The organism is Lachnoanaerobaculum sp., assembly GCF_057250505.1.
Window position 1 is genome coordinate 4,693 of the sequence record NZ_DBHIEQ010000032.1, and the last position, 19,683, is coordinate 24,375.

Here is a 19,683-nt window from a genome sequence, read left to right on the forward strand (position 1 = left end):
GATTAAGACTATGATAAATACTTTCGGCTGCGGTTTTTCTGAAGGATACGGCAATGACTTTGATATATCAAAGCTTCGCTATGACAAGATAATACTTATGACGGATGCGGATGTGGACGGAAGTCATATTGATACACTGCTTTTGACATTCCTGTACAGATTTATGCCTGAGCTTATATATGACGGGCATGTATACATTGCCATGCCGCCGCTTTTTAAGGTGGTACCGAAAAAAGGAGAGGGAGTTTATCTCTACGATGAAAAGGCACTTGAGGATTACAGGAAAAAGCACAAGGATAACTTTACACTGCAAAGGTATAAAGGTCTCGGTGAGATGGATGCCGAGCAGCTTTGGGAGACTACTCTTGACCCTGAAAGAAGAGTGTTAAAGAAGGTAGAGATTGAAGATGCAAGGCTTGCAAGTGAAGTGACGGAACTTTTGATGGGCTCGGATGTGGCTCCAAGAAGAAATTTTATACATGAACACGCAAGAGAAGCCGTGATTGACGCATAGGAGGGTATATGGCTGAGAAAATATTGCGAACGGAATATTCGGAGGAGATGCAAAAGTCCTATTTGGATTATTCTATGAGTGTTATCACTGCAAGGGCGATACCTGATGCAAGAGACGGGTTAAAACCTGTACAAAGAAGAGTTCTCTACGATATGAGTGAACTTAGGATATTCAGTGACAGGCCTCATCGTAAGTCCGCCAGAATAGTCGGAGATACAATGGGTAAATATCACCCACATGGAGACAGCTCAATATATGAGACTTTGGTAGTACTCAGTCAGAATTTCAAAAAGGGCATGGCTTTGATTGACGGACACGGAAACTTCGGCTCTATTGAAGGTGACGGTGCGGCTGCCATGAGATATACGGAGGCAAAGCTTGCAAAGTTTACAGAAGAAGTATATTTAAAAGACCTTGATAAGACTGTGGAATTTGTTTCAAACTATGATGAGACTGAAAAAGAGCCGCAAGTACTGCCCGTCAGGGTACCGAATCTTTTGATAAACGGTGCGGAAGGTATTGCCGTCGGAATGTCAACATCCATACCCACACACAATTTGGCAGAGGTTTGTGATACCTGTATTGCCTATATAAAAAACAGGGATATCGACCCCCAAAAGTTACTTGATATCTTACACGGACCGGATTTTCCTACAGGCGGTATCATTGCAAATAAAAAGGATTTGCTTGAAATATACAATACGGGAAACGGTAAGTTAAAGCTTAGAGGTAAGATAGAAGTAGAGCTTGGAAGAAGAAAAAGTGACAAGGATAAGCTTATAGTCTCTGAGATTCCGTATACCATGATAGGCAGCGGAATAAATAAGTTTTTGGTGGATGTAGCCAATCTGGTTGAGAATAAGAAGCTTGGTGATGTGGTGGATATCAGTAATCAATCCGATAAGAACGGTACCAGAATAGTTTTGGAACTGAAAAAAGATGCGGATATTGAAAAGATAAAAAATATTCTTTACAAAAAGACCAAGCTGGAGGATACTTTCGGTGTAAATATGCTGGCAATAGTTGACGGCAGACCGGAGATTTTATCACTTAGAGATATCCTTAAAAATTATATTGAGTTTCAGTATGAAATTACCACAAAGAAGTACAACATTCTTCTCAATAAGGAGCTTGAGAAAAAGGAAATTCAAGAGGGTCTTATAAAGGCTGTAGATGTAATTGACTTGATAATTGCCATACTTCGAGGTTCCAAGAATTTGGCTCAGGCAAAAAAATGTCTGATAAACGGTGATACTACAGGTATTACATTTAAGGTAAAGTCACTTGAAAAAGATGCAAAGAAGCTCTCATTTACTGAAAAACAGGCACAGGCAATACTTGATATGAGACTTTATAAGCTTATCGGTCTCGAGATAGAAGCTCTTATAAAGGATAATGAGACTACTCTTAAGAATATAGCGGAATATGAGAATATTTTGAAAAATCACAAAAATATGGATAAACTCTTTATAAAGGATCTTGAAAAAATCAAAAAAGAGTTTGCAATAAAGAGAAGAACTCATATTGAAGACGCCAAGGAAGCCGTATATGTTGAAGAGGAAGTTGCCAGTGAAGAAGTAATCTTTGTTATGGATAAGTTCGGATACTGTAAGCTTTTGGACAGGGGTACATTTGATAAGAATGCCGAGAATATAGAGACTGAGAATAAGTACGTGTTCCCGATTATGAATACGGACAGAATATGTATTTTTTCCAATAAGGGTATTTTATATAAAATAAAGGCGATGGATTTACCTATGTCAAAGCTTAGAGATAAGGGAGTACCTGTTGACAATCTGACAAAGTTTGACAGCAGCAGTGAAGAGATACTTTTGGCTTTAAGTGAAGACAGTATGCAGGGTTCTTATATTTTGATGCTTACCAAAAACGGCTATATAAAGAAGGTATCATCAAGCGAATTTAAGACAAACAATAAACAGGTGGCATCCACAAAGCTTAATGACGATGATGTTTTGGTGGGTGTAAGGCTGCTTGATACAAGAATTAAGACAGATATATGTGTATCAAGCAGTGCAGGCTATATACTTAAGTTTAATGTCTCCGAGGTAAATGAATTTAAAAAGAGTACAAGAGGAGAGAAAGCGATAACTCTGGGCTACAATGAGTTTGTAGAAAATCTGTACATATTATCTGAAACAGGTATCGGAAATGTGAACGGAAAGGAAGTAAACCTATCGAAAGTAAGGCTTAGTCATAGGGGATATAAGGGACAAAAAATCAAGTAAATAAAACATTTTAAAGCAACTGTCTTTGTAAGACATACAAATGTGCGTGTATTGCGAAAAAGTGCTTGAAATATTATTCGTGTTGTAATATGATTGCATGCAGTTAAAAAAGTTGTTCAAAAGTTTTGGATGGCTGTTACAAAATACAGATAGATATGGAGAAATGTTATGGATAGAAAATTAAAAGTCGGTGTTCTCGGTGCTACAGGTATGGTAGGACAGAGATTTTTATCATTACTTGAAAATCACCCTTGGTATGAGGTGGTAGTTGTTGCAGCCAGCCCGAACAGTGCAGGCAAGAGATATGAGGACGCTGTAGGCGGTCGTTGGAAAATGACTACACCTATGCCTGAGGCTTACAAAGACCTTATAGTTATGAATGTAAATGATGTAGATGCTGTTGCGAAGAAAGTGGATTTTGTATTCTCAGCTGTAGATATGACTAAGGATGAGATAAAGGCCATTGAGGAGGCATATGCAAAGACTGAGACTCCTGTAGTTTCAAACAACTCCGCACACCGTTGGACAAAGGATGTACCGATGGTAGTACCTGAGATCAATCCTGAGCATTTTGCGATTATCGAGTCACAAAAGAAGAGACTTGGAACCAAGAGAGGATTTATTGCAGTTAAGCCGAACTGTTCTATACAAAGTTATGCTCCTGTACTTAATGCATGGAAGGAGTTTGAACCTGAGGAGGTTGTTGTTACAACATATCAGGCTATATCAGGTGCCGGAAAGACTTTCAAGGATTGGCCTGAGATGGAGGGAAATATCATTCCTTTTATCGGTGGTGAGGAAGAAAAGAGTGAGAAAGAGCCTCTTAGAATATGGGGACATATTGAAGGTGACGAGATTGTTCCTGCAACTTCACCTAAGATTACTTGCCAGTGTGTCAGAGTACCTGTACTTAACGGACATACAGCTGCGGTATTTGTAAGATTCAAAAATAAGCCTTCAAAGGAAGAGCTTATAAAGAAGCTTGTAGAGTATAAGGGTGAGCCTCAAGAGCTTAATCTTCCGTCTGCACCTAAGCAGTTCATACAGTATCTCACAGAGGATAACAGACCTCAGGTTTCACTTGATGTGGACTTTGAGAAAGGTATGGGAGTTTCGGTAGGCAGACTCAGAGAGGATACAATCTATGACTATAAGTTTATCGGACTTTCACACAACACTTTAAGAGGTGCTGCAGGCGGTGCTCTTCTTTGTGCCGAGTATTTGACAGCAAAGAACTTTATACAGGCAAAATAATTTTAAATTTTATCAAAGGCATTTGCGTGGCAGATGCCTTTTTCATTATCAAGTAACATAGTAATATTTACACTAAGTATTGCAAGAGAATAGAAAAATTTGTATAATGTATGGCAATAGCTGTCACATCAGGCTGTGACGGCTTTTTCTTTGTAGAGAGAGGAAAGTTATGGGTATTAAGAAAACTGAATTTGGAAAAACAAAAGACGGTAAGATAGTGAATCTGTATACTCTTACAAATAAAAACGGTGTGAGTGCGTCATTTACCGATTTGGGCGGTACATGGGTGAGTATGCTGGTACCTGATAAGGATGGAAACTTTAAAGATGTATGCCTCGGTTTTGACAGTGTGGCAGGCTATGAGGACAATAAGCCGCATTTCGGTGCTATAATAGGAAGATATGCCAATCGTATAGCAGGAGGCAGGTTTGTTCTTGACGGAAAAGAATTTCAATTATCTCTAAATAACGGTAACAATGCGCTGCATTCAGGTCCCGATTACTGGGATAAAAGGATATGGCAAGCAGGGACATTTGAAGATGAAGACAGAGATATGGTTACATTTATGCTGATAAGTCCTGACGGTGACCAAGGGTTTGACGGAGAAGCAAGAATAAGTGTAAGCTATGTGCTTTCGGATGACAATGCTCTTACAATAGGATACAGTTTTGTCTGTGATAAAAAGACGGCTGTCAATCTTACAAATCATAATTATTTCAACTTGGCCGGTGAGGATGCGAAAAATATATATGACCAGGAGGTTGAGATATACGCAGACAGCTTTTTGCCATGTGATGAGAACTCCATACCTACAGGTGAGATAAGAAAAGTTGAAAATACTCCTATGGACTTTAGAAAGTACAGAAAGATCGGTGACGGTATAGACTCCGATTATGAAGCTACAGTTCAAGGCGGCGGATACGACCATAACTGGGTTATAAGAGATTACGACGGCAATCTCAGACTGATAGCCAAGGCAAGAGATAATATAAGTAAAAGAGTTATGGAAGTGTATACCGATTTGCCGGGAGTACAGTTTTATACAGGAAATTTTTTGAATGATGAGATAGTAGGTAAAAACGGTGTACATTATAATAAGCGAAGCGGATACTGCTTTGAGACACAGTTTTTCCCTAATGCTATAAATAATCCCGACTTTATACAGCCGGTAGTTAATGAGCTTGAAGAGTTTATCAGTGAGACTGTATACAAGTTCAGTGTAGAAAAAGATTGATGAAGAAACTTTTTATTGCGGAAAAGCCGAGTGTTGCAGCCGAGTTTGCAAAGGCACTTAAGGTACCTACAGGCAGGAAAAACGGATATTTGGAAGGGGACAATGTTATAGTTACATGGTGTGTAGGACATCTTATAACTATGAGTTATCCTGAAAAGTATGATGAAAAGTTCAAACGCTGGTCTCTTGACACTCTGCCTTTTTTACCTAAAGAGTTCAAATATGAAGTGATTGACGGAGTGAAAACTCAGTTTGATATAGTCTCAAAACTGTTGAACAGAGAAGATGTTGATACTATATATATCTGTACCGACTCGGGAAGAGAGGGTGAGTATATCTACAGACTTGTGGATATGATGGCAAATGTAAAGAATAAGGTCAGAAAAAGAGTCTGGATTGATTCACAGACTGAAGAGGAGATACGCAGGGGTATCAAAGATGCCAAAGACTGGTCGTACTATGACAATCTTTCAGCGGCAGCTTTTCTCAGAGCTAAGGAAGATTATTTGATGGGTATCAACTTTTCAAGGATTCTTACACTTAAGTACAGCAGAAATGTGGCAAATTTTTTAAAGCTTGACAGAGCGGTATTAAGTGTGGGAAGAGTAATGACCTGTGTTGTAGGAATGGTGGTCAACAGAGAAAGAGAAATAAGAAACTTTGTAAAGACTCCTTTTTATAAAGTATTGGCAAAGTTTGAAAATAACGGGATGTTCATAGACGGAGAGTGGAAGGTAAATGAAAAGTCAAAGTACTTTAATTCCCCGATGCTCTATAAGGATAACGGCTTTGTGGAAAAGATATATGCACAAAAGCTTATTGAACATGTGGAAGAGATTGCAAATGATAACGGTAGAGAAGCAGAGGTACTCTCAAATGAGAAAAAGAAGGAAGTGAAGAATCCTCCGCTTTTGTTTAACCTTGCCGAAGCACAGAATGAATGTTCAAAGAGATTTAAGATAAGCCCTGATGAAACATTAAAGATTATACAGGAGCTTTATGAGAAAAAGCTTGTTACATATCCCAGAACCGATGCCAGAGTGCTCTCAAGCGCTGTAGCCAAGGAAATAGATAAAAATATCAGGGGACTTTGTAAATTTCCTTTGCTTGCGGATTTCGCAAATGATATACTTAATAAAAGTACATACAAAAATATATCAAAAACAAAGTATGTTAATGATAGTCAAATCACCGACCATTATGCTATAATACCTACCGGGTTTGGAAATATGAATTCTTTAGGCAGATTGCAGATGTTGATATATGAACTGATATGTAGGAGATTTCTTGCTATATTTTATCCTCCTGCCATATATCAGAAGTTTGCCATCAAGTTCGGTATAGGAGATGAGATATTTATCACAAATACCAAGGTTTGTATTGAAAGAGGATTTTTGGATGTATTAAGTCCGATAAAGGAAGAAGGCGATGATGAAGGCGACTCACAAAAGCCTGAATATATAAATATGATTTCATCGCTTAGAAAGGGTTCCAAGTTAAGGCTTGATTCTTTAAGTATAAAGGAGGGAGAGACAGTACCTCCAAAGAGGTATTCATCCGGATCCATAATACTTGCAATGGAAAATGCAGGTCAGCTTATAGAAGATGAAGAACTTCGAAGTCAGATAAAGGGAAGCGGTATAGGTACTTCAGCTACAAGGGCGGATATTTTGAAAAAGTTGTTTGCAATCAAGTATCTGGCTCTCAACAAAAAAACGCAGATAATCACACCTACACTTTTCGGTGAGATAGTATACGAAGTGGTGAATTGTTCCATTTCACAGCTGTTAAATCCCGAACTCACAGCAAGTTGGGAAAAGGGCTTAACAATGGTGTCAAACGGAGATATATCATCAGATGAGTATATGACAAAGCTTGAAAGATTTGTAGGGATCAGATGTCTAAATGTGAAGCAGCTTAATAATCAATATAGTTTAAATGCCGTATTTGAAAAGATTTCAAAAGAATATAAGGGCATGAAAGGATAAAAAATGAAGAAAATCGATGTAAAAACAAAAAAACTTTTTGATCTTGAGGAAACTGTTGCAAAAGAACTTTTTGAGAGATACACATATCCTTGGGAAGTATTCAAGGAGCTTGGAAGCTTCATAGAAGAAGTCGGAGCCACATTGCCTGATACCGAGTATCTGAAGATCGGAAAGAACATATGGGTACATCGTTCTGTAAAGATAATGCCGACTGTAGCACTTGCAGGTCCGCTTATCATAGGAAAGGACGCAAGTATTCGTTCATGTGCATTCTTTAGAGGAAATGTGATTATCGGTGAAGGTGCGGTAGCGGGAAACTCATGTGAGTTTAAGAATGCCATACTTTTCAACAAGGCACAGGTTCCGCATTTCAGCTATGTTGGTGACTCCGTTATCGGATACAAGGCACATCTTGGTGCGTCTGCAATCACATCAAATCTTAAGAGCGATAAGTCCGATGTAGTGCTTCACTTGGAAGATGCAGAGCTTGAGACAGGTCTTAGAAAGCTTGGTGCAATAGTAGGTGATGAGGCTGAAGTAGGATGCGGTTCCATTCTGAATCCGGGTACAGTTATAGGAAAGAATACAACCATATATCCGCTTTCAAGTGTAAGAGGTTGTGTAAGCAAGTCATCTATATATAAGAGTGCAGATGATATAGTAACAAAGGCAAAGAAAAAGCCGGTTGTAAATAAATTATAAAATAAAAAGGTCTGAAATCCGCTACAGTTTTGCAGAGGTTTCAGACCTTTTTTGATTAGCTTATATGATTTAAAATGTTTTCAAGCAGTGAATAAGGCACTTTTAAATTGCCGTATCCTTTACCTATATCAAGTCCCGGCTTGTGTGCGCCGTGAAAGTCGCTTCCACCTGTCGGAAGCAGATTATATTTTTTTGCTAAAGAGTGAAGCGTTTTTATATCTTCATCTGAATGTGTGGAATGATAAACTTCTATACCGTTTAAACCGAGATCTTTTAAATGAATAAGCAGATTTTCAAGTTCGCTTTCGGAAAATTTGTACTGGAACGGATGTGCAAGTGAAATAAAGAAATGATGTTTGGTTAAAAATTCCATACATCTGTTTGTTGTGATTTTCTTTACAGGTACATACTTGCCTCCGTATTCAAGATATTTTGAGAAGGCTTCGGATTTATCTGCAACTACTCCCGTCTTTATAAGGGCGCCGGCAAAGTGTGCTCTTGTTATCTGAGTATGGGGATTGTCTCCGACCAAATCATCCATAGAGATTATAATGCCGTCTTTTTTGAATCTTTTCAGTATTTCATTATTTCTTTCAGCCCTTTCCTTTGCAAAAAAATCCAAGTCGGCTAATATTTCATTATGTATATTAAGTTTTTTTGGAGGAAAAGTATCAGGTAGAAGATATCCCAAAATATGTATTTCTTTTGAGTTGTATACGCAACTCATCTCAACTCCGGCAATCACAGGCAAATCAAGTTCAAGTCCTTTTTTGAAGCATTCGTTTACTCCCGCCATGGTATCATGGTCTGTAAGCGCTATAGCACAAAGGTTTGCTGCCTTTGCCAGTGTGGCTACCATAGAGGGAGAAAAGCTTCCGTCGGAAGCCGTGGAATGTGTGTGTAAATCAATATATTTCATATTATCCTCTGAAAATTATCATGTTTTAATATTTGTTAATAAAAACCATAACCAGTCTAGCACAATGGATTGTTTAAAGCAAATCTTGATTGTTGTACCGGAATCATTTTCTTGGTATAATTTGACTTAAGAATATTACTTTTATTGTAAAAATAAAATATTATTGAGTGGTATTTTAATAATACATTCATAGGGAAATAAAATGTTTAAAAAACGAAAAAAAGAACAGATGTCCGGTTCGGAAAGAGTGCGAGCAGCCAGAAGACGCTCACAAAGCGGCATATATCCGGCGGACATAAATATAAAGGGCGTGGCTTTGTTGACAGCTGTTTTTGTTATGCTGCTTACAACCTTAATACTTTGTGTGAAGAGGGTAATAAGGCCTGTAAATGCGGCAGGTGAGATAAGCACAAAGTCGACTGTTGATATTGCAAATGAAAAGCTGAAAAAGCATATAAGTATTGATGAAGTGGATATAACGGGAATGAAAATGGCGGAGGCAAAAGCCGCAATCAAAAGAGTATATCCCTGGAAGATGAAGTTGCACATAGATGATAATGACAGCTTGGAGCTAAGTAATATACTTGATAAAAAGCTTGATAAGCTTTTGAGTGAAATATATTCAGATATTGATAAGGCAAATACGCATTATGATATAAGTTTTGATGACGGCGATATAGAAGAGATGGTTAATGAGGCGAAAAAAAAGTGGGATATTCTTCCTCAAAACGGCTCTATATCGGGTTTTAACAAGGAAACAAAGAGCTTTACCTACACACATGAGAGTGACGGATTTTTGATAGATGAGAACAGACTGAAAGGTGATTTGAAATCATTTACAGACAGAAAGGATTTTCAGGCGGACATCTTGGTTGTAAGAAATGAAGCAAAACCGAGTGTTACAGAGGTAAGTGCAAAGGAGAAGTATAAGGTAATAGGAACTTTTACTACAAAGACTACAGACAATAAGGACAGAAATACCAATATTTCGCTTGCAAGTGAAGCACTTGACGGACTGATAATCAAGCCGGGTGAGGAATTTTCTTTTAACAATACTACAGGTAACAGGACGGAAGAAAGAGGTTACAGACCGGCAGGAGCCTATGTGAACGGAGTCTTGTCTGAAGAGCCGGGTGGCGGAGTATGTCAGGTTTCGTCTACACTTTATAATGCGGTCATATTTGCAGGGCTTACAACTACAGAGAGGCATGCACATTCATATGAGCCTACTTATGTGACTCCCGGAGAGGATGCAATGGTAAGCTATGACGGATATGCGGGGCCTGATATGAAATTTGTAAATACTTGTGACACCGCTATAGCAATACGTGCAGTGCTTACAGGGCAGACACTTACCTGTTCAATCATAGGTATTCCTATTTTGGAGGACGGTGTGAGTATAGAGATGGAGTCAAAAAAGATTGCAGATCTTGACCCTCCTGCGCCTGAGTATATTGAGGATAAGAGCCTTAAAAGAGGGAAAGAAGTGGTAATAAGTGAGGCAAAGAAAGGTTCAAGGTGGGCTACCACTTATATTGTTAAAAAGAACGGAAGTATAATAAAGGAAGAACCTTTCCACAATTCCACATATAGAGGTAAGCCTGCAAAGATAAAGGTAAATTCACAGAGTACAGAGACTACAAGCACTTCAAAGTCAAGTGTTGAAACAAGTATAGGCGATACCGGGGGTGTGAAGTCGGATGAGAGTTTGAGTAAAAAGAATACTGAGACTACATTAGAGAGTACCGTTGAGAAGATACCTACAAGTGATGTATCGAAAAATGAGGTGCCAAAGCCTGAAGAAAGCGTTAAGCAAAAAGATAGTGTTGAAGAAACTGTAGAAAAACTGACAACAGAGGCGGCTACTGTCGAAGAGACTGTGCCAAAGCCTGAAGATTAAATATTATAGGGGGTATTATGAATAGGGAGAATGTAAAGTATTTGAAGTTACTTAAGCAAAATTATGCGTCAAGTCAATCGGTAATCAGAGAAATTATCAATCTGTCCGCAATCACAAACCTGCCGAAGGGAACCGAATTTTTCTTAAGTGATATACATGGTGAATATGAGGCATTTTTACATATTATGAATAACTGTTCAGGTGTGATAAAGGAAAAGGTCGACCTTATATTCACAGATACTTTGTCCGAGTTTGACAGACAGGAACTCTGTACTCTGATATATTATCCGAGGGAGAAGATGACCATGCTTGCCGAGACCGGAAAGATAGATGCCGGCTGGTATTCTATGACTTTAAACTATCTTATAATGCTTGCAAGACTGCTTTCACAAAAGTATACAAGGTCAAAGGTCAGAAAGGCATTACCTGAGGACTACGCGTATATTATCGACGAGCTTTTACACGCACAAAAGAATGAAGATACCAATAAAGTCAGCTATCACAGGCATATTTTGCAAACAATCATAGATTTGGAAGATGCTGACGAGTTTATTATTGCACTTTCGGCACTTATAAAAAGACTTGCGGTAGACCATCTGCATTTGGTAGGAGATGTATTTGACAGAGGAGGACAGGCTGACAGGATAATGGATTTGCTTATGAAGTATCATTCTATGGATATTGAATGGGGTAACCATGATATTCTTTGGATGGGTGCTGTATGCGGTAACGATGCCTGTATCTGTAATGTTATCAGAAATAATTTAAAGTACGGTAATGTCGAAATCTTGGAAAACGGATATGGTATTAGCCTAAGGCCGCTTATTATTTTCGGAATGAATACGTACGGTATATCTGACGGGATACAGGCGGCGCTTGCGGCAATCAAGGTAATGCTTTTTAAGGTGGAAGGTAAGCTTATAAAAAGGCATCCGGAGTATGAGATGGACAGCAGGTTGCTTTTGGAGCATATAAATCTTGACAGGGGCAGTGTGACTATAGACGGTGTGGAGACTGCCTTGAAGACAACACTTTTTCCTACTCTTGATATGAATGACCCGTATAAGCTTACCGATGAAGAAGAAGAGATTCTTTTGAAGTTGAGGAGAAGTTTTGTATCAGGACAAAGACTTAACAAACATATAAAATTTTTATATGATAAAGGAAGTATGTACAATGTTTACAACAGAAACCTGATCTATCACGGCTGTGTGCCTGTGGATGAAAAGGGTACATTTGATATGCTTTCTATAGAAGGTAAGTATTATCACGGTAAAGCGCTGTTTGATATATGTGATAAGAAGGCAAGAGCGGCCTACACGGATAATCCGAGTATGGATGATGTGGACTTTATGTGGTTTTTATGGGGTGGTGAGAAGTCGCCGCTTTGTGGCAGAATGGTAAAGACTTTTGAGAGAGACTATGTAGAAGATAAGAGTTTTTGGAAAGAACCGTCAAATCCGTATTACAGCAGGTACTATGATGAGAGCTTTTGCAGTCAAATCTTACATGAGTTCGGTCTGTATGATGTACATTCTCATATTATAAACGGTCACACACCTGTTCATGCCGTTGACGGTGAGAATCCTGTGAGAGCAAACGGCAGACTGTTTGTTATAGACGGAGGTTTTTGTCGTGCTATGAACAAGACTACAGGAATTGCAGGTTATACTCTGATATTTAACTCACACGGTCTTAGACTGAAGGCGCATACTCCTTTCACATCTGTAGAAGATGCACTGATAAACAACACGGATATAAGGTCAGAGTCAGAGGTGATAGAAAAGGAGACATATCGTATGTTTGTAAAGGATACGGACATCGGTAAACAAATCCTTGAGGATATAGCCGACCTTAAGATGCTGCTTGAAAATTACAGGACGCTGTAAGATGCAGAGTGTGGGGAAGGAGAGGAGGGAGAAGATATGTCAGAAGTATTGAAGCAATTATATGAGGAAGGCAGAGAAGAGGGCAGAGAAGAAGGCAGAAAGCAAGGTATACAAAAATTTATAAGTGCCTTAATATCTTTAGTGAAGGACGGTATACTAAGTATAGCCGATGCGGCAAGCAGGGCAAATATGAGTGTGGAAAGCTTTGAAAAGTATATGCGAAGCATGAAATAGAAATTATAAGGAGGAATATATGAACGAAAGTATAGTAAAGGCGGTAAAGGAAATGATAGAGGCACCAAGCTGTTGTCCGGAGCTTGAAACAGCAGGTGAAATCTGGCTTGAGTCACTTGGTACGGATGCACAGGAAGCCGCTACAAAGGCATTGATAGCGGAAGCAAAGATGGATATATGTACAATAGACAGCGTGTATAACTTTTTTGTATCCGATGAGGGTAAGAAGGTGTTCGGTGAAGAAAAGGCAAAGGAACTTGCAGAACATGCCAAAGAGGTAAAAGCGGCAGGCGGAAAGTACTGTGACTGTGGTGCCTGTACAGGTGCAAATTTTATAGCAGAACATGAAAGTGAAATGTATAATTAGATTAAAGGCATAGTAAAAGCCGTTAGAATCAATGAAAAGATTGGTTTTAACGGTTTTTATGACAAGTAGGGGGATAAATGAATAATATTTGGAAATCGGGAATATACGGGCTTATTGTCGGAGATGCGATGGGAGTACCTGTTGAATTCAGTACAAGAGAGGAAAGAAAAAACAATCCTATAAAAGATATGACAGGGTACGGGACATATAATCAGCCTGAAGGCACATGGTCTGATGACAGCAGTATGGTGCTTGCAACTCTTACAAGTATTAAGGATAAAGGAAAGATTGATTATAAGGATATTATGGACAGATTTCATGATTGGTGTATGTATGGAGAATACACACCTTTTGGTGAAGTCTTTGATATAGGAACAGCAACTTCAAGGGCTGTAATGAAATACAGTAACGGGGCCAAACCTTTAGAGTCAGGAGGAAAAACGGAGTGGGATAACGGTAACGGTTCGCTTATGAGAATATTGCCGGTATGCTTATATCTTTTTGAACAGCAAAAAAGCTTAAATATATCAGATGATGAAGTTATAGATATGGTACATAATTGTTCAGCTTTGACACATGCACATATAAGAAGCAAATTAGCCTGTGGTATATATTATTTTTTGGTAAGAGCCGTTTTGGGGAAAGGCGGAGAATTGACAGAAAGACTGCAGTTCGGAATAGATAATGCATTTGAGTATTACGGTAAAATAATGAAGACGAGCTTGGAAACTATAACAGACTTATTTTACTCTCACAATTTAAAAATATACCTGAAGAACTGATAAAAAGCACCGGATATGTTGTATACACACTTGAAGCAGCCATATGGTGTCTGATAAATACCTCATCTTATAAGGAAGCTGTTTTAAAAGCTGTAAACTTGGGTGATGATACCGACACCGTAGCAGCCGTAACAGGTGGGCTTGCAGGACTATATTATACTTATGATGGAATACCGGAAAGTTGGAGAGCCAAGGTGCAAAAAAAGGATTGGATTGACAGCTTGTTAAAAGCGTAAGCCTGATAAGCTTGCGCTTTTTTATCATTATATAGTAATATAGCTACTTAAGGTAGTTGATTGTAGAAAAGGAAGCTGTTTATGTGTACTAATGGTAACAGTTATAATAGTAGAATAGAAACCCTTGATATATACAAAGGTTTGCTTATATTCCTTGTGGTGTGGGGACATTTTATGATGCCTTTAATAGACAGGGAATATTCGGTGGCAAGAAGGCTGTTTTTACTTATTTACAGTTTTCATATGCCGGCGTTTATATTCCTGTCGGGTTATTTTTATTATGGTTCGTGGAAGAAAAGAGGTACAGGATTTAAGTCTATTTGTTCATGGATAGTACTTTACTGTGCAATGAAGCTGATGCTTAATTGTAGCGATATATTATTTTACGGTGAGAAAAAGCTTATACCAAACTTTTTACATGAGTCATATGCACCTTGGTATATTTTGGTAATGATTATTTTCAAATTGTTGCTGTTGCCTATAGAATTTATTCAAAAGATAAATAAAAAAGATATCGGAACAAATATATACCTGATACTTCTGATTATATTTGGTGCCTGCCTTTCAATGTTAAATATGCCTTGGCAGGAGAAAGTATTTGACTTTTTGGCTTTGGACAGGGTGGTATCTTTTGCACCTTTCTTTTATATGGGAATGCTTTATAAAAAGTACCTTTCATCCGGAAGAGTTTCGGTATTTGAAAAGACAAGTAAACCGATTTTTATAGCAGGTGCGGTTTTTGTCGGAACATTTATTATATTTTTTTCTATTATAGGACCGTATACCAGAATGTTTTACGGAACATGGGGATATATCTTGGTATATGAAAATATCGCAAGTATATTTAAAGGTGTTTTAAATCCGCTTAGAGTAGTATTCATTCCATATGCACTATGTATTGCATATTTTTTCTTTGTTTTGATAAACAAAAGGGAATTCTTTTTGACACCTTTTTTGAAAAAATTCGGAGTATACAGTTTGCCGATATATGTTTTCCACAGACCGATAAAAGATACTTTTTCTTACTATGTATTGAATAAAGTAAGTTTAGGAAGATTTGAAGAAGAGATACTGATTATTATAATGGCTATACTCTCATTTGTCTGTTGCTACGTATTAGGAAACAGATTTACAGACAAAATATGCAGGCCTTTTTAATAACTGAATGTATGTAATAATGTATATGTATGAAAACAATTCATACTATTACAGTATGAATTGTTTTTTATTGGGAACATGAGAAAATTTTAACAAATATTACTTGAATTTAAAATTGATTGGTGATATCATCAGGGCATAGATAGGTTAGTAAAGCCTAACTAATTGCTTTTATTTAAAAGGAGGTACTTATGTGCTGGGAAGGTTTTAAAGGAAGAAAATGGCGTGACGATGTAGATGTCCGTGATTTTATACAAAATAATTATACAATATACGATGGAGACGAAGGTTTCCTTGCAGGTCCTACAGATGCTACAAATAAGCTTTGGGCTGAACTTTCAAGGCTTCAAAAGGAAGAGAGAGCCAAGGGCGGGGTTTTGGATATGGAGACTGAAGTAGTTTCCACAATTACATCATACGGTCCGGGATATATAAATGAGAGTATGAGGGATCTTGAAAAGGTGGTCGGACTTCAGACAGATAAGCCTTTAAAGAGAGCGTTTATGCCTTTTGGCGGAATCAAGATGGCTGAGCAGGCTGCAAGTACCTACGGATATCAGACTAACGAGAAATTTCATAAGATATTTACGGAGTATCACAGAACACATAATCAGGCTGTGTTTGAGGCTTATACACCTGAAATGCATGCAGCCAGACATAATAAAATAATCACAGGGCTTCCTGATACCTACGGTAGAGGAAGAATAGTAGGAGACTACAGAAGAGTTGCACTCTACGGAATAGATTTTCTTATAGAAAAAAAGCAGGAAGACATGGCAAATTGCGGTGACGGTACAATGCTTGACGAGGTAATCCGCCAAAGAGATGAACTTGGAATGCAGATAAATGCACTTAAAGAGATGAAGGAAATGGCGTCGGCTTACGGATATGATATTTCAAAACCTGCAAAGGATGCGAAAGAGGCTGTACAGTGGTTATACTTCGGATACCTTGCCGCTATAAAGACACAAAACGGTGCGGCAATGAGTGTAGGAAGAATATCAACATTTCTTGATATTTATATTGAAAGGGATTTGAAGGCGGGAAAGCTTACTGAGAATGAAGCACAGGAGCTTATAGATCACCTTGTAATGAAGTTTAGGATGGTAAAGTTTGCAAGAATACCTTCATATAATCAGCTTTTCTCAGGTGATCCGGTTTGGGCAACTCTTGAGGTGGCAGGTATAGGTATAGACGGCAGACCAATGGTAACAAAGAATGATTTCAGATTCTTACATACACTTGAAAATATGGGACCTTCACCTGAGCCGAACCTTACAGTACTTTATTCAAGCAGACTTCCAAAATCATTTAAGGAGTATGCATCGGCTATTTCTATAAGAACAAGTTCGGTACAGTATGAAAACGATGATGTAATGCGTCCTGTATGGGGTGACGACTATTCTATATGTTGCTGTGTATCGGCTACAGAGACAGGTAAGGAAATGCAGTTCTTCGGAGCCAGAGCAAACCTTGCAAAGTGCCTTTTATATGCTGTCAACGGCGGTGTGGATGCAAAGACAAAAGAGCAGGTCGGACCTGCATACAGACCTATAACATCCGAGTATCTTGACTATGATGAGGTAATGGAAAAGTATGATGTGATGATGGACTGGCTTGCAGGACTTTATGTAAATACATTGAACCTTATACAGTATATGCATGATAAGTATTATTATGAGGCTGCCGAGATGGCGCTTATAGATACTGATGTCAGAAGAACTTTTGCAACAGGTATAGCGGGATTTTCACATGTGGTTGATTCACTTTGTGCAATAAAGTATGCCAAGGTAAAGACAATACGTGATGAGAACGGTATTGTTATAGACTATGAGACAACAGGTGATTTCCCAAGGTATGGTAATGATGATGACAGAGCGGACGATATTGCTGTATGGCTTTTAAAGACCTTCCTTACAAAGATAAAGAAGAGACATACATATAGAAATTCAGAGGCAACCACATCAATACTTACAATCACTTCAAATGTGGTATACGGTAAGGCCACAGGCAGTATGCCTGACGGCAGAAAGGCCGGAGAGCCGCTGGCACCGGGAGCAAATCCAAGCTACGGAGCGGAGAAGAACGGTCTTTTGGCTTCTTTAAATTCACTTACAAAGTTGCCTTATGAGTATGCACTTGACGGTATTTCAAATACTCAGACTATTAATCCTTCAGCTCTCGGACATGGTGAGGATGAGCAAAAGAAAAACCTCACTCAGGTAATGGACGGATACTTTGATCAGGGTGCACATCACCTCAATGTAAATGTCTTCGGTACAGAGAAACTTATAGATGCTATGGAACATCCTGAGAAGGAAGAATATGCAAACTTCACTATCAGAGTTTCAGGATATGCTGTTAAGTTTATTGACCTTACAAGAGAACAGCAGCTTGATGTTATTGCCAGAACATGCCATGACAGGCTGTAAGATATAAACTGATAATATTGCTTTTGCAGTGATAAACGGCTATGTGAAGTTTCTTTACATAGCCTTTTGTTTTTGGAGGAATTATGGAAGTAAGAGGAAATATACATTCATTTGAAACATTCGGACTTGTGGACGGACCTGGAGTAAGATTTGTAGTATTTGTACAGGGTTGCCCTATGAGATGTCAGTTCTGTCACAATCCGGATACATGGTCTACCAAGGAAAATCAAAGCTTCAGTGCAAAAGAGGTTTTTGATAAGTCTATAAGGTACAGACCGTACTGGAAGGATAACGGCGGAATTACTGTAAGTGGAGGTGAACCGCTTTTGCAGATAGATTTTGTGACGAAACTTTTTAAGCTTTGTAAGGAAAACGGTGTGAATACCTGCCTTGATACCGCCGGAGGACCGTTTAGCAAGGACTATATTTTTTTTGAGAAGTTTAAAATATTGATGCAATATACAGATCTTATTATGCTTGATATAAAGGAAATAAACAATGAGAGACATGAGGTGCTTACAGGCCTGAAAAATGACCACATCTTGGAGATGGCAAAGACTATGGATGAAATGGGAAAAAATATGTGGATAAGGCATGTGCTTGTACCGCAAAGAAGCGACTATGACGAGGACCTTAAAAAACTGAGAGAGTTCATTGATACATTAAAAAATGTAGAAAAGGTGGAGGTATTACCTTACCATACTCTTGGCAGGCATAAATGGGATACTCTTGGAATTTTGTATAAGCTTGAAGGTATTGACCCGCCTACAAAGGAAAGAGTGGAGAATGCAAACAGGATATTGAAGTGGTAAGTTAGAGGTTAAAAACTATATACAAATAGTAGAAAGAGATGCTGTAATATTACGAGTTTAATCGCTAAATAACAGCATCTTTACTTCAAATAAGATCATTTGTCAAGATTACCAAGTGCATCAAATAGGTCTTTAAATCCCTGTGCAATATCTTTAGTGGCATTTGTTACATCTTTAAATCCTTCAACAAGCCCATTCATTGAAATATCAAACAAATCTTTCATAATAAGTTGTAATACATATACCTCAAAATCGTTTGATGAACTGAAAGTTGCATCGTCGGCATCCCAATACCAGTTTTCGTCAGTATCAGGAAAAAATCCCCAATCTCTTGTGTATACAGCAGATGTAGTAAATACAAGTCCTGTTTTCCCGGGATCCATAACTGATGTTGATATAAGAGCGACTATATCATCACCGGATATATCATATGAAAAGTATTCTTTTATTCTGGCAATAGTATTGTTATCCAGATTATAATATGGTATGACGCTGTACCCGGAAGCATTCATTAGTGCAGGAACATAACCTGTTATACAATCTAACATTTCTTGTTTATTGTCCATTGTATTATACTCCTTAGTAGTATAAGAATATAAGACTGTAACAAGTAAGTAAATGCTACAGTCTCAAGTGATTGTTACAGAATGAATTAAACAGACAGAAAATTATAAAACCTCATAAGCTGTTCCATATGTTGCCATAGCTTTGGCCTTTGCCTCTTGGATATTCTTAGCATCAATAAGAACATTCTGTACTTTGCCGGTTTGTCTGTCTTTTAGTCGTATTGTATACTTAGCCATAATGTACCTCCTTAAAATTCTTTAGTACATTATATATATATATATAGTCAATACTTTTATAAAAAATATGACAGCATTTATAAGCCGTATATGATAAAGTCCTAATATACCCCAAACTAAAATGTCCTGTTTATGATAGAATAATACTTTATACATTTTATTAGACAGGAGGAACAGACTTATCAGAAAGGTAGTTTTATCAATGAATGAGCA

Annotated in this window: 18 protein-coding genes; 15 read left to right on the forward strand and 3 right to left on the reverse strand. The window is 38.1% G+C overall.

What is annotated here, in order from left to right; all coding sequences use genetic code 11:
* From ACO6FI_RS11425 to ACO6FI_RS11450, 6 genes are all read left to right on the forward strand, one after another.
* Positions 1–514, forward strand: a 514-nt coding sequence (locus ACO6FI_RS11425; protein ID WP_485457440.1) for a toprim domain-containing protein, incomplete at its 5' end; no start/stop codon positions are given.
* An 8-nt stretch (positions 515–522) separates the two neighbouring features.
* Entirely contained in the window at positions 523–2,760 is a 2,238-nt protein-coding gene (locus ACO6FI_RS11430) for a DNA gyrase/topoisomerase IV subunit A (protein WP_485457441.1), read from the forward strand.
* Positions 2,761–2,928: 168 nt separating this feature from the next.
* A complete protein-coding gene (gene asd, locus ACO6FI_RS11435; protein WP_485457442.1) occupies positions 2,929–4,014 on the forward strand; it encodes an aspartate-semialdehyde dehydrogenase in 1,086 nt (361 codons plus the stop codon).
* Positions 4,015–4,183: 169 nt separating this feature from the next.
* The gene (locus ACO6FI_RS11440) at positions 4,184–5,248 is read left to right on the forward strand and encodes an aldose epimerase family protein (protein ID WP_485457443.1); all 1,065 of its coding nucleotides are present in this window, start codon (positions 4,184–4,186) and stop codon (positions 5,246–5,248) included.
* The gene (locus ACO6FI_RS11445) at positions 5,248–7,236 is read left to right on the forward strand and encodes a DNA topoisomerase (protein ID WP_485457444.1); all 1,989 of its coding nucleotides are present in this window, start codon (positions 5,248–5,250) and stop codon (positions 7,234–7,236) included. The genes ACO6FI_RS11440 and ACO6FI_RS11445 overlap by 1 nt, the downstream gene beginning before the upstream one ends.
* Before the next feature lie 3 nt (positions 7,237–7,239).
* A complete protein-coding gene (locus ACO6FI_RS11450) occupies positions 7,240–7,938 on the forward strand; it encodes an LbetaH domain-containing protein (protein ID WP_485457445.1) in 699 nt (232 codons plus the stop codon).
* A 55-nt stretch (positions 7,939–7,993) separates the two neighbouring features.
* Here ACO6FI_RS11450 and ACO6FI_RS11455 read toward each other — a convergent pair whose 3' ends face one another.
* Positions 7,994–8,857, reverse strand: coding sequence for a PHP domain-containing protein (locus ACO6FI_RS11455; protein WP_485457446.1), 864 nt, complete (start codon positions 8,855–8,857; stop codon positions 7,994–7,996).
* A gap of 202 nt (positions 8,858–9,059) precedes the next feature.
* On the opposite strand from ACO6FI_RS11455, the gene ACO6FI_RS11460 reads away from it, so the two are divergent.
* From ACO6FI_RS11460 to pflA, 9 genes are all read left to right on the forward strand, one after another.
* Complete coding sequence (locus ACO6FI_RS11460) at positions 9,060–10,757, forward strand: VanW family protein (protein ID WP_485457447.1); 1,698 nt, start codon at positions 9,060–9,062, stop codon at positions 10,755–10,757.
* A gap of 17 nt (positions 10,758–10,774) precedes the next feature.
* A complete protein-coding gene (locus ACO6FI_RS11465) occupies positions 10,775–12,646 on the forward strand; it encodes a fructose-1,6-bisphosphatase (RefSeq protein ID WP_485457448.1) in 1,872 nt (623 codons plus the stop codon).
* A gap of 36 nt (positions 12,647–12,682) precedes the next feature.
* A complete protein-coding gene (locus ACO6FI_RS11470) occupies positions 12,683–12,880 on the forward strand; it encodes a helix-turn-helix domain-containing protein (RefSeq protein ID WP_485457449.1) in 198 nt (65 codons plus the stop codon).
* 19 nt (positions 12,881–12,899) lie between these two features.
* Positions 12,900–13,247, forward strand: coding sequence for a hypothetical protein (locus tag ACO6FI_RS11475; protein WP_485457450.1), 348 nt, complete (start codon positions 12,900–12,902; stop codon positions 13,245–13,247).
* A 77-nt stretch (positions 13,248–13,324) separates the two neighbouring features.
* Positions 13,325–14,029 (forward strand): ADP-ribosylglycohydrolase family protein, encoded by a 705-nt coding sequence (locus ACO6FI_RS11480; protein ID WP_485457451.1) that lies wholly within the window; start codon positions 13,325–13,327, stop codon positions 14,027–14,029.
* Positions 14,029–14,265: an ADP-ribosylglycohydrolase family protein gene (locus ACO6FI_RS11485; RefSeq protein ID WP_485457456.1), complete on the forward strand. Its 237-nt coding sequence runs from the start codon at positions 14,029–14,031 to the stop codon at positions 14,263–14,265. The genes ACO6FI_RS11480 and ACO6FI_RS11485 overlap by 1 nt, the downstream gene beginning before the upstream one ends.
* Before the next feature lie 81 nt (positions 14,266–14,346).
* A complete protein-coding gene (locus ACO6FI_RS11490) occupies positions 14,347–15,423 on the forward strand; it encodes an acyltransferase family protein (protein WP_485457452.1) in 1,077 nt (358 codons plus the stop codon).
* Between the two features lie 191 nt (positions 15,424–15,614).
* Entirely contained in the window at positions 15,615–17,855 is a 2,241-nt protein-coding gene (gene pflB / locus ACO6FI_RS11495) for a formate C-acetyltransferase (protein ID WP_485457453.1), read from the forward strand.
* Between the two features lie 83 nt (positions 17,856–17,938).
* The gene (gene pflA / locus ACO6FI_RS11500) at positions 17,939–18,667 is read left to right on the forward strand and encodes a pyruvate formate-lyase-activating protein (protein ID WP_485457454.1); all 729 of its coding nucleotides are present in this window, start codon (positions 17,939–17,941) and stop codon (positions 18,665–18,667) included.
* A 95-nt stretch (positions 18,668–18,762) separates the two neighbouring features.
* Here pflA and ACO6FI_RS11505 read toward each other — a convergent pair whose 3' ends face one another.
* Both ACO6FI_RS11505 and ACO6FI_RS11510 read right to left on the reverse strand, forming a co-directional pair.
* The gene (locus ACO6FI_RS11505) at positions 18,763–19,233 is read right to left on the reverse strand and encodes a hypothetical protein (protein ID WP_485457455.1); all 471 of its coding nucleotides are present in this window, start codon (positions 19,231–19,233) and stop codon (positions 18,763–18,765) included.
* A gap of 102 nt (positions 19,234–19,335) precedes the next feature.
* Complete coding sequence (locus tag ACO6FI_RS11510; protein ID WP_007594806.1) at positions 19,336–19,470, reverse strand: hypothetical protein; 135 nt, start codon at positions 19,468–19,470, stop codon at positions 19,336–19,338.
* Positions 19,471–19,683: the final 213 nt, after the last annotated feature.

Excerpts from the sequence above, each read along its gene's own strand:
- ACO6FI_RS11475 (WP_485457450.1), top strand. The coding sequence starts at position 12,900 with ATGAACGAAAGTATAGTAAAGGCGGTAAAGGAAATGATAGAGGCACCA.
- ACO6FI_RS11480 (WP_485457451.1), top strand. The coding sequence starts at position 13,325 with ATGAATAATATTTGGAAATCGGGAATATACGGGCTTATTGTCGGAGAT.
- ACO6FI_RS11440 (WP_485457443.1), top strand. The coding sequence starts at position 4,184 with ATGGGTATTAAGAAAACTGAATTTGGAAAAACAAAAGACGGTAAGATA.
- ACO6FI_RS11470 (WP_485457449.1), top strand. The coding sequence starts at position 12,683 with ATGTCAGAAGTATTGAAGCAATTATATGAGGAAGGCAGAGAAGAGGGC.
- ACO6FI_RS11430 (WP_485457441.1), top strand. The coding sequence starts at position 523 with ATGGCTGAGAAAATATTGCGAACGGAATATTCGGAGGAGATGCAAAAG.
- ACO6FI_RS11510 (WP_007594806.1), bottom strand. The coding sequence starts at position 19,470 with ATGGCTAAGTATACAATACGACTAAAAGACAGACAAACCGGCAAAGTA.
- ACO6FI_RS11465 (WP_485457448.1), top strand. The coding sequence starts at position 10,775 with ATGAATAGGGAGAATGTAAAGTATTTGAAGTTACTTAAGCAAAATTAT.
- ACO6FI_RS11445 (WP_485457444.1), top strand. The coding sequence starts at position 5,248 with ATGAAGAAACTTTTTATTGCGGAAAAGCCGAGTGTTGCAGCCGAGTTT.
- pflA (WP_485457454.1), top strand. The coding sequence starts at position 17,939 with ATGGAAGTAAGAGGAAATATACATTCATTTGAAACATTCGGACTTGTG.
- asd (WP_485457442.1), top strand. The coding sequence starts at position 2,929 with ATGGATAGAAAATTAAAAGTCGGTGTTCTCGGTGCTACAGGTATGGTA.
- pflB (WP_485457453.1), top strand. The coding sequence starts at position 15,615 with ATGTGCTGGGAAGGTTTTAAAGGAAGAAAATGGCGTGACGATGTAGAT.
- ACO6FI_RS11490 (WP_485457452.1), top strand. The coding sequence starts at position 14,347 with ATGTGTACTAATGGTAACAGTTATAATAGTAGAATAGAAACCCTTGAT.
- ACO6FI_RS11460 (WP_485457447.1), top strand. The coding sequence starts at position 9,060 with ATGTTTAAAAAACGAAAAAAAGAACAGATGTCCGGTTCGGAAAGAGTG.
- ACO6FI_RS11455 (WP_485457446.1), bottom strand. The coding sequence starts at position 8,857 with ATGAAATATATTGATTTACACACACATTCCACGGCTTCCGACGGAAGC.
- ACO6FI_RS11505 (WP_485457455.1), bottom strand. The coding sequence starts at position 19,233 with ATGGACAATAAACAAGAAATGTTAGATTGTATAACAGGTTATGTTCCT.
- ACO6FI_RS11450 (WP_485457445.1), top strand. The coding sequence starts at position 7,240 with ATGAAGAAAATCGATGTAAAAACAAAAAAACTTTTTGATCTTGAGGAA.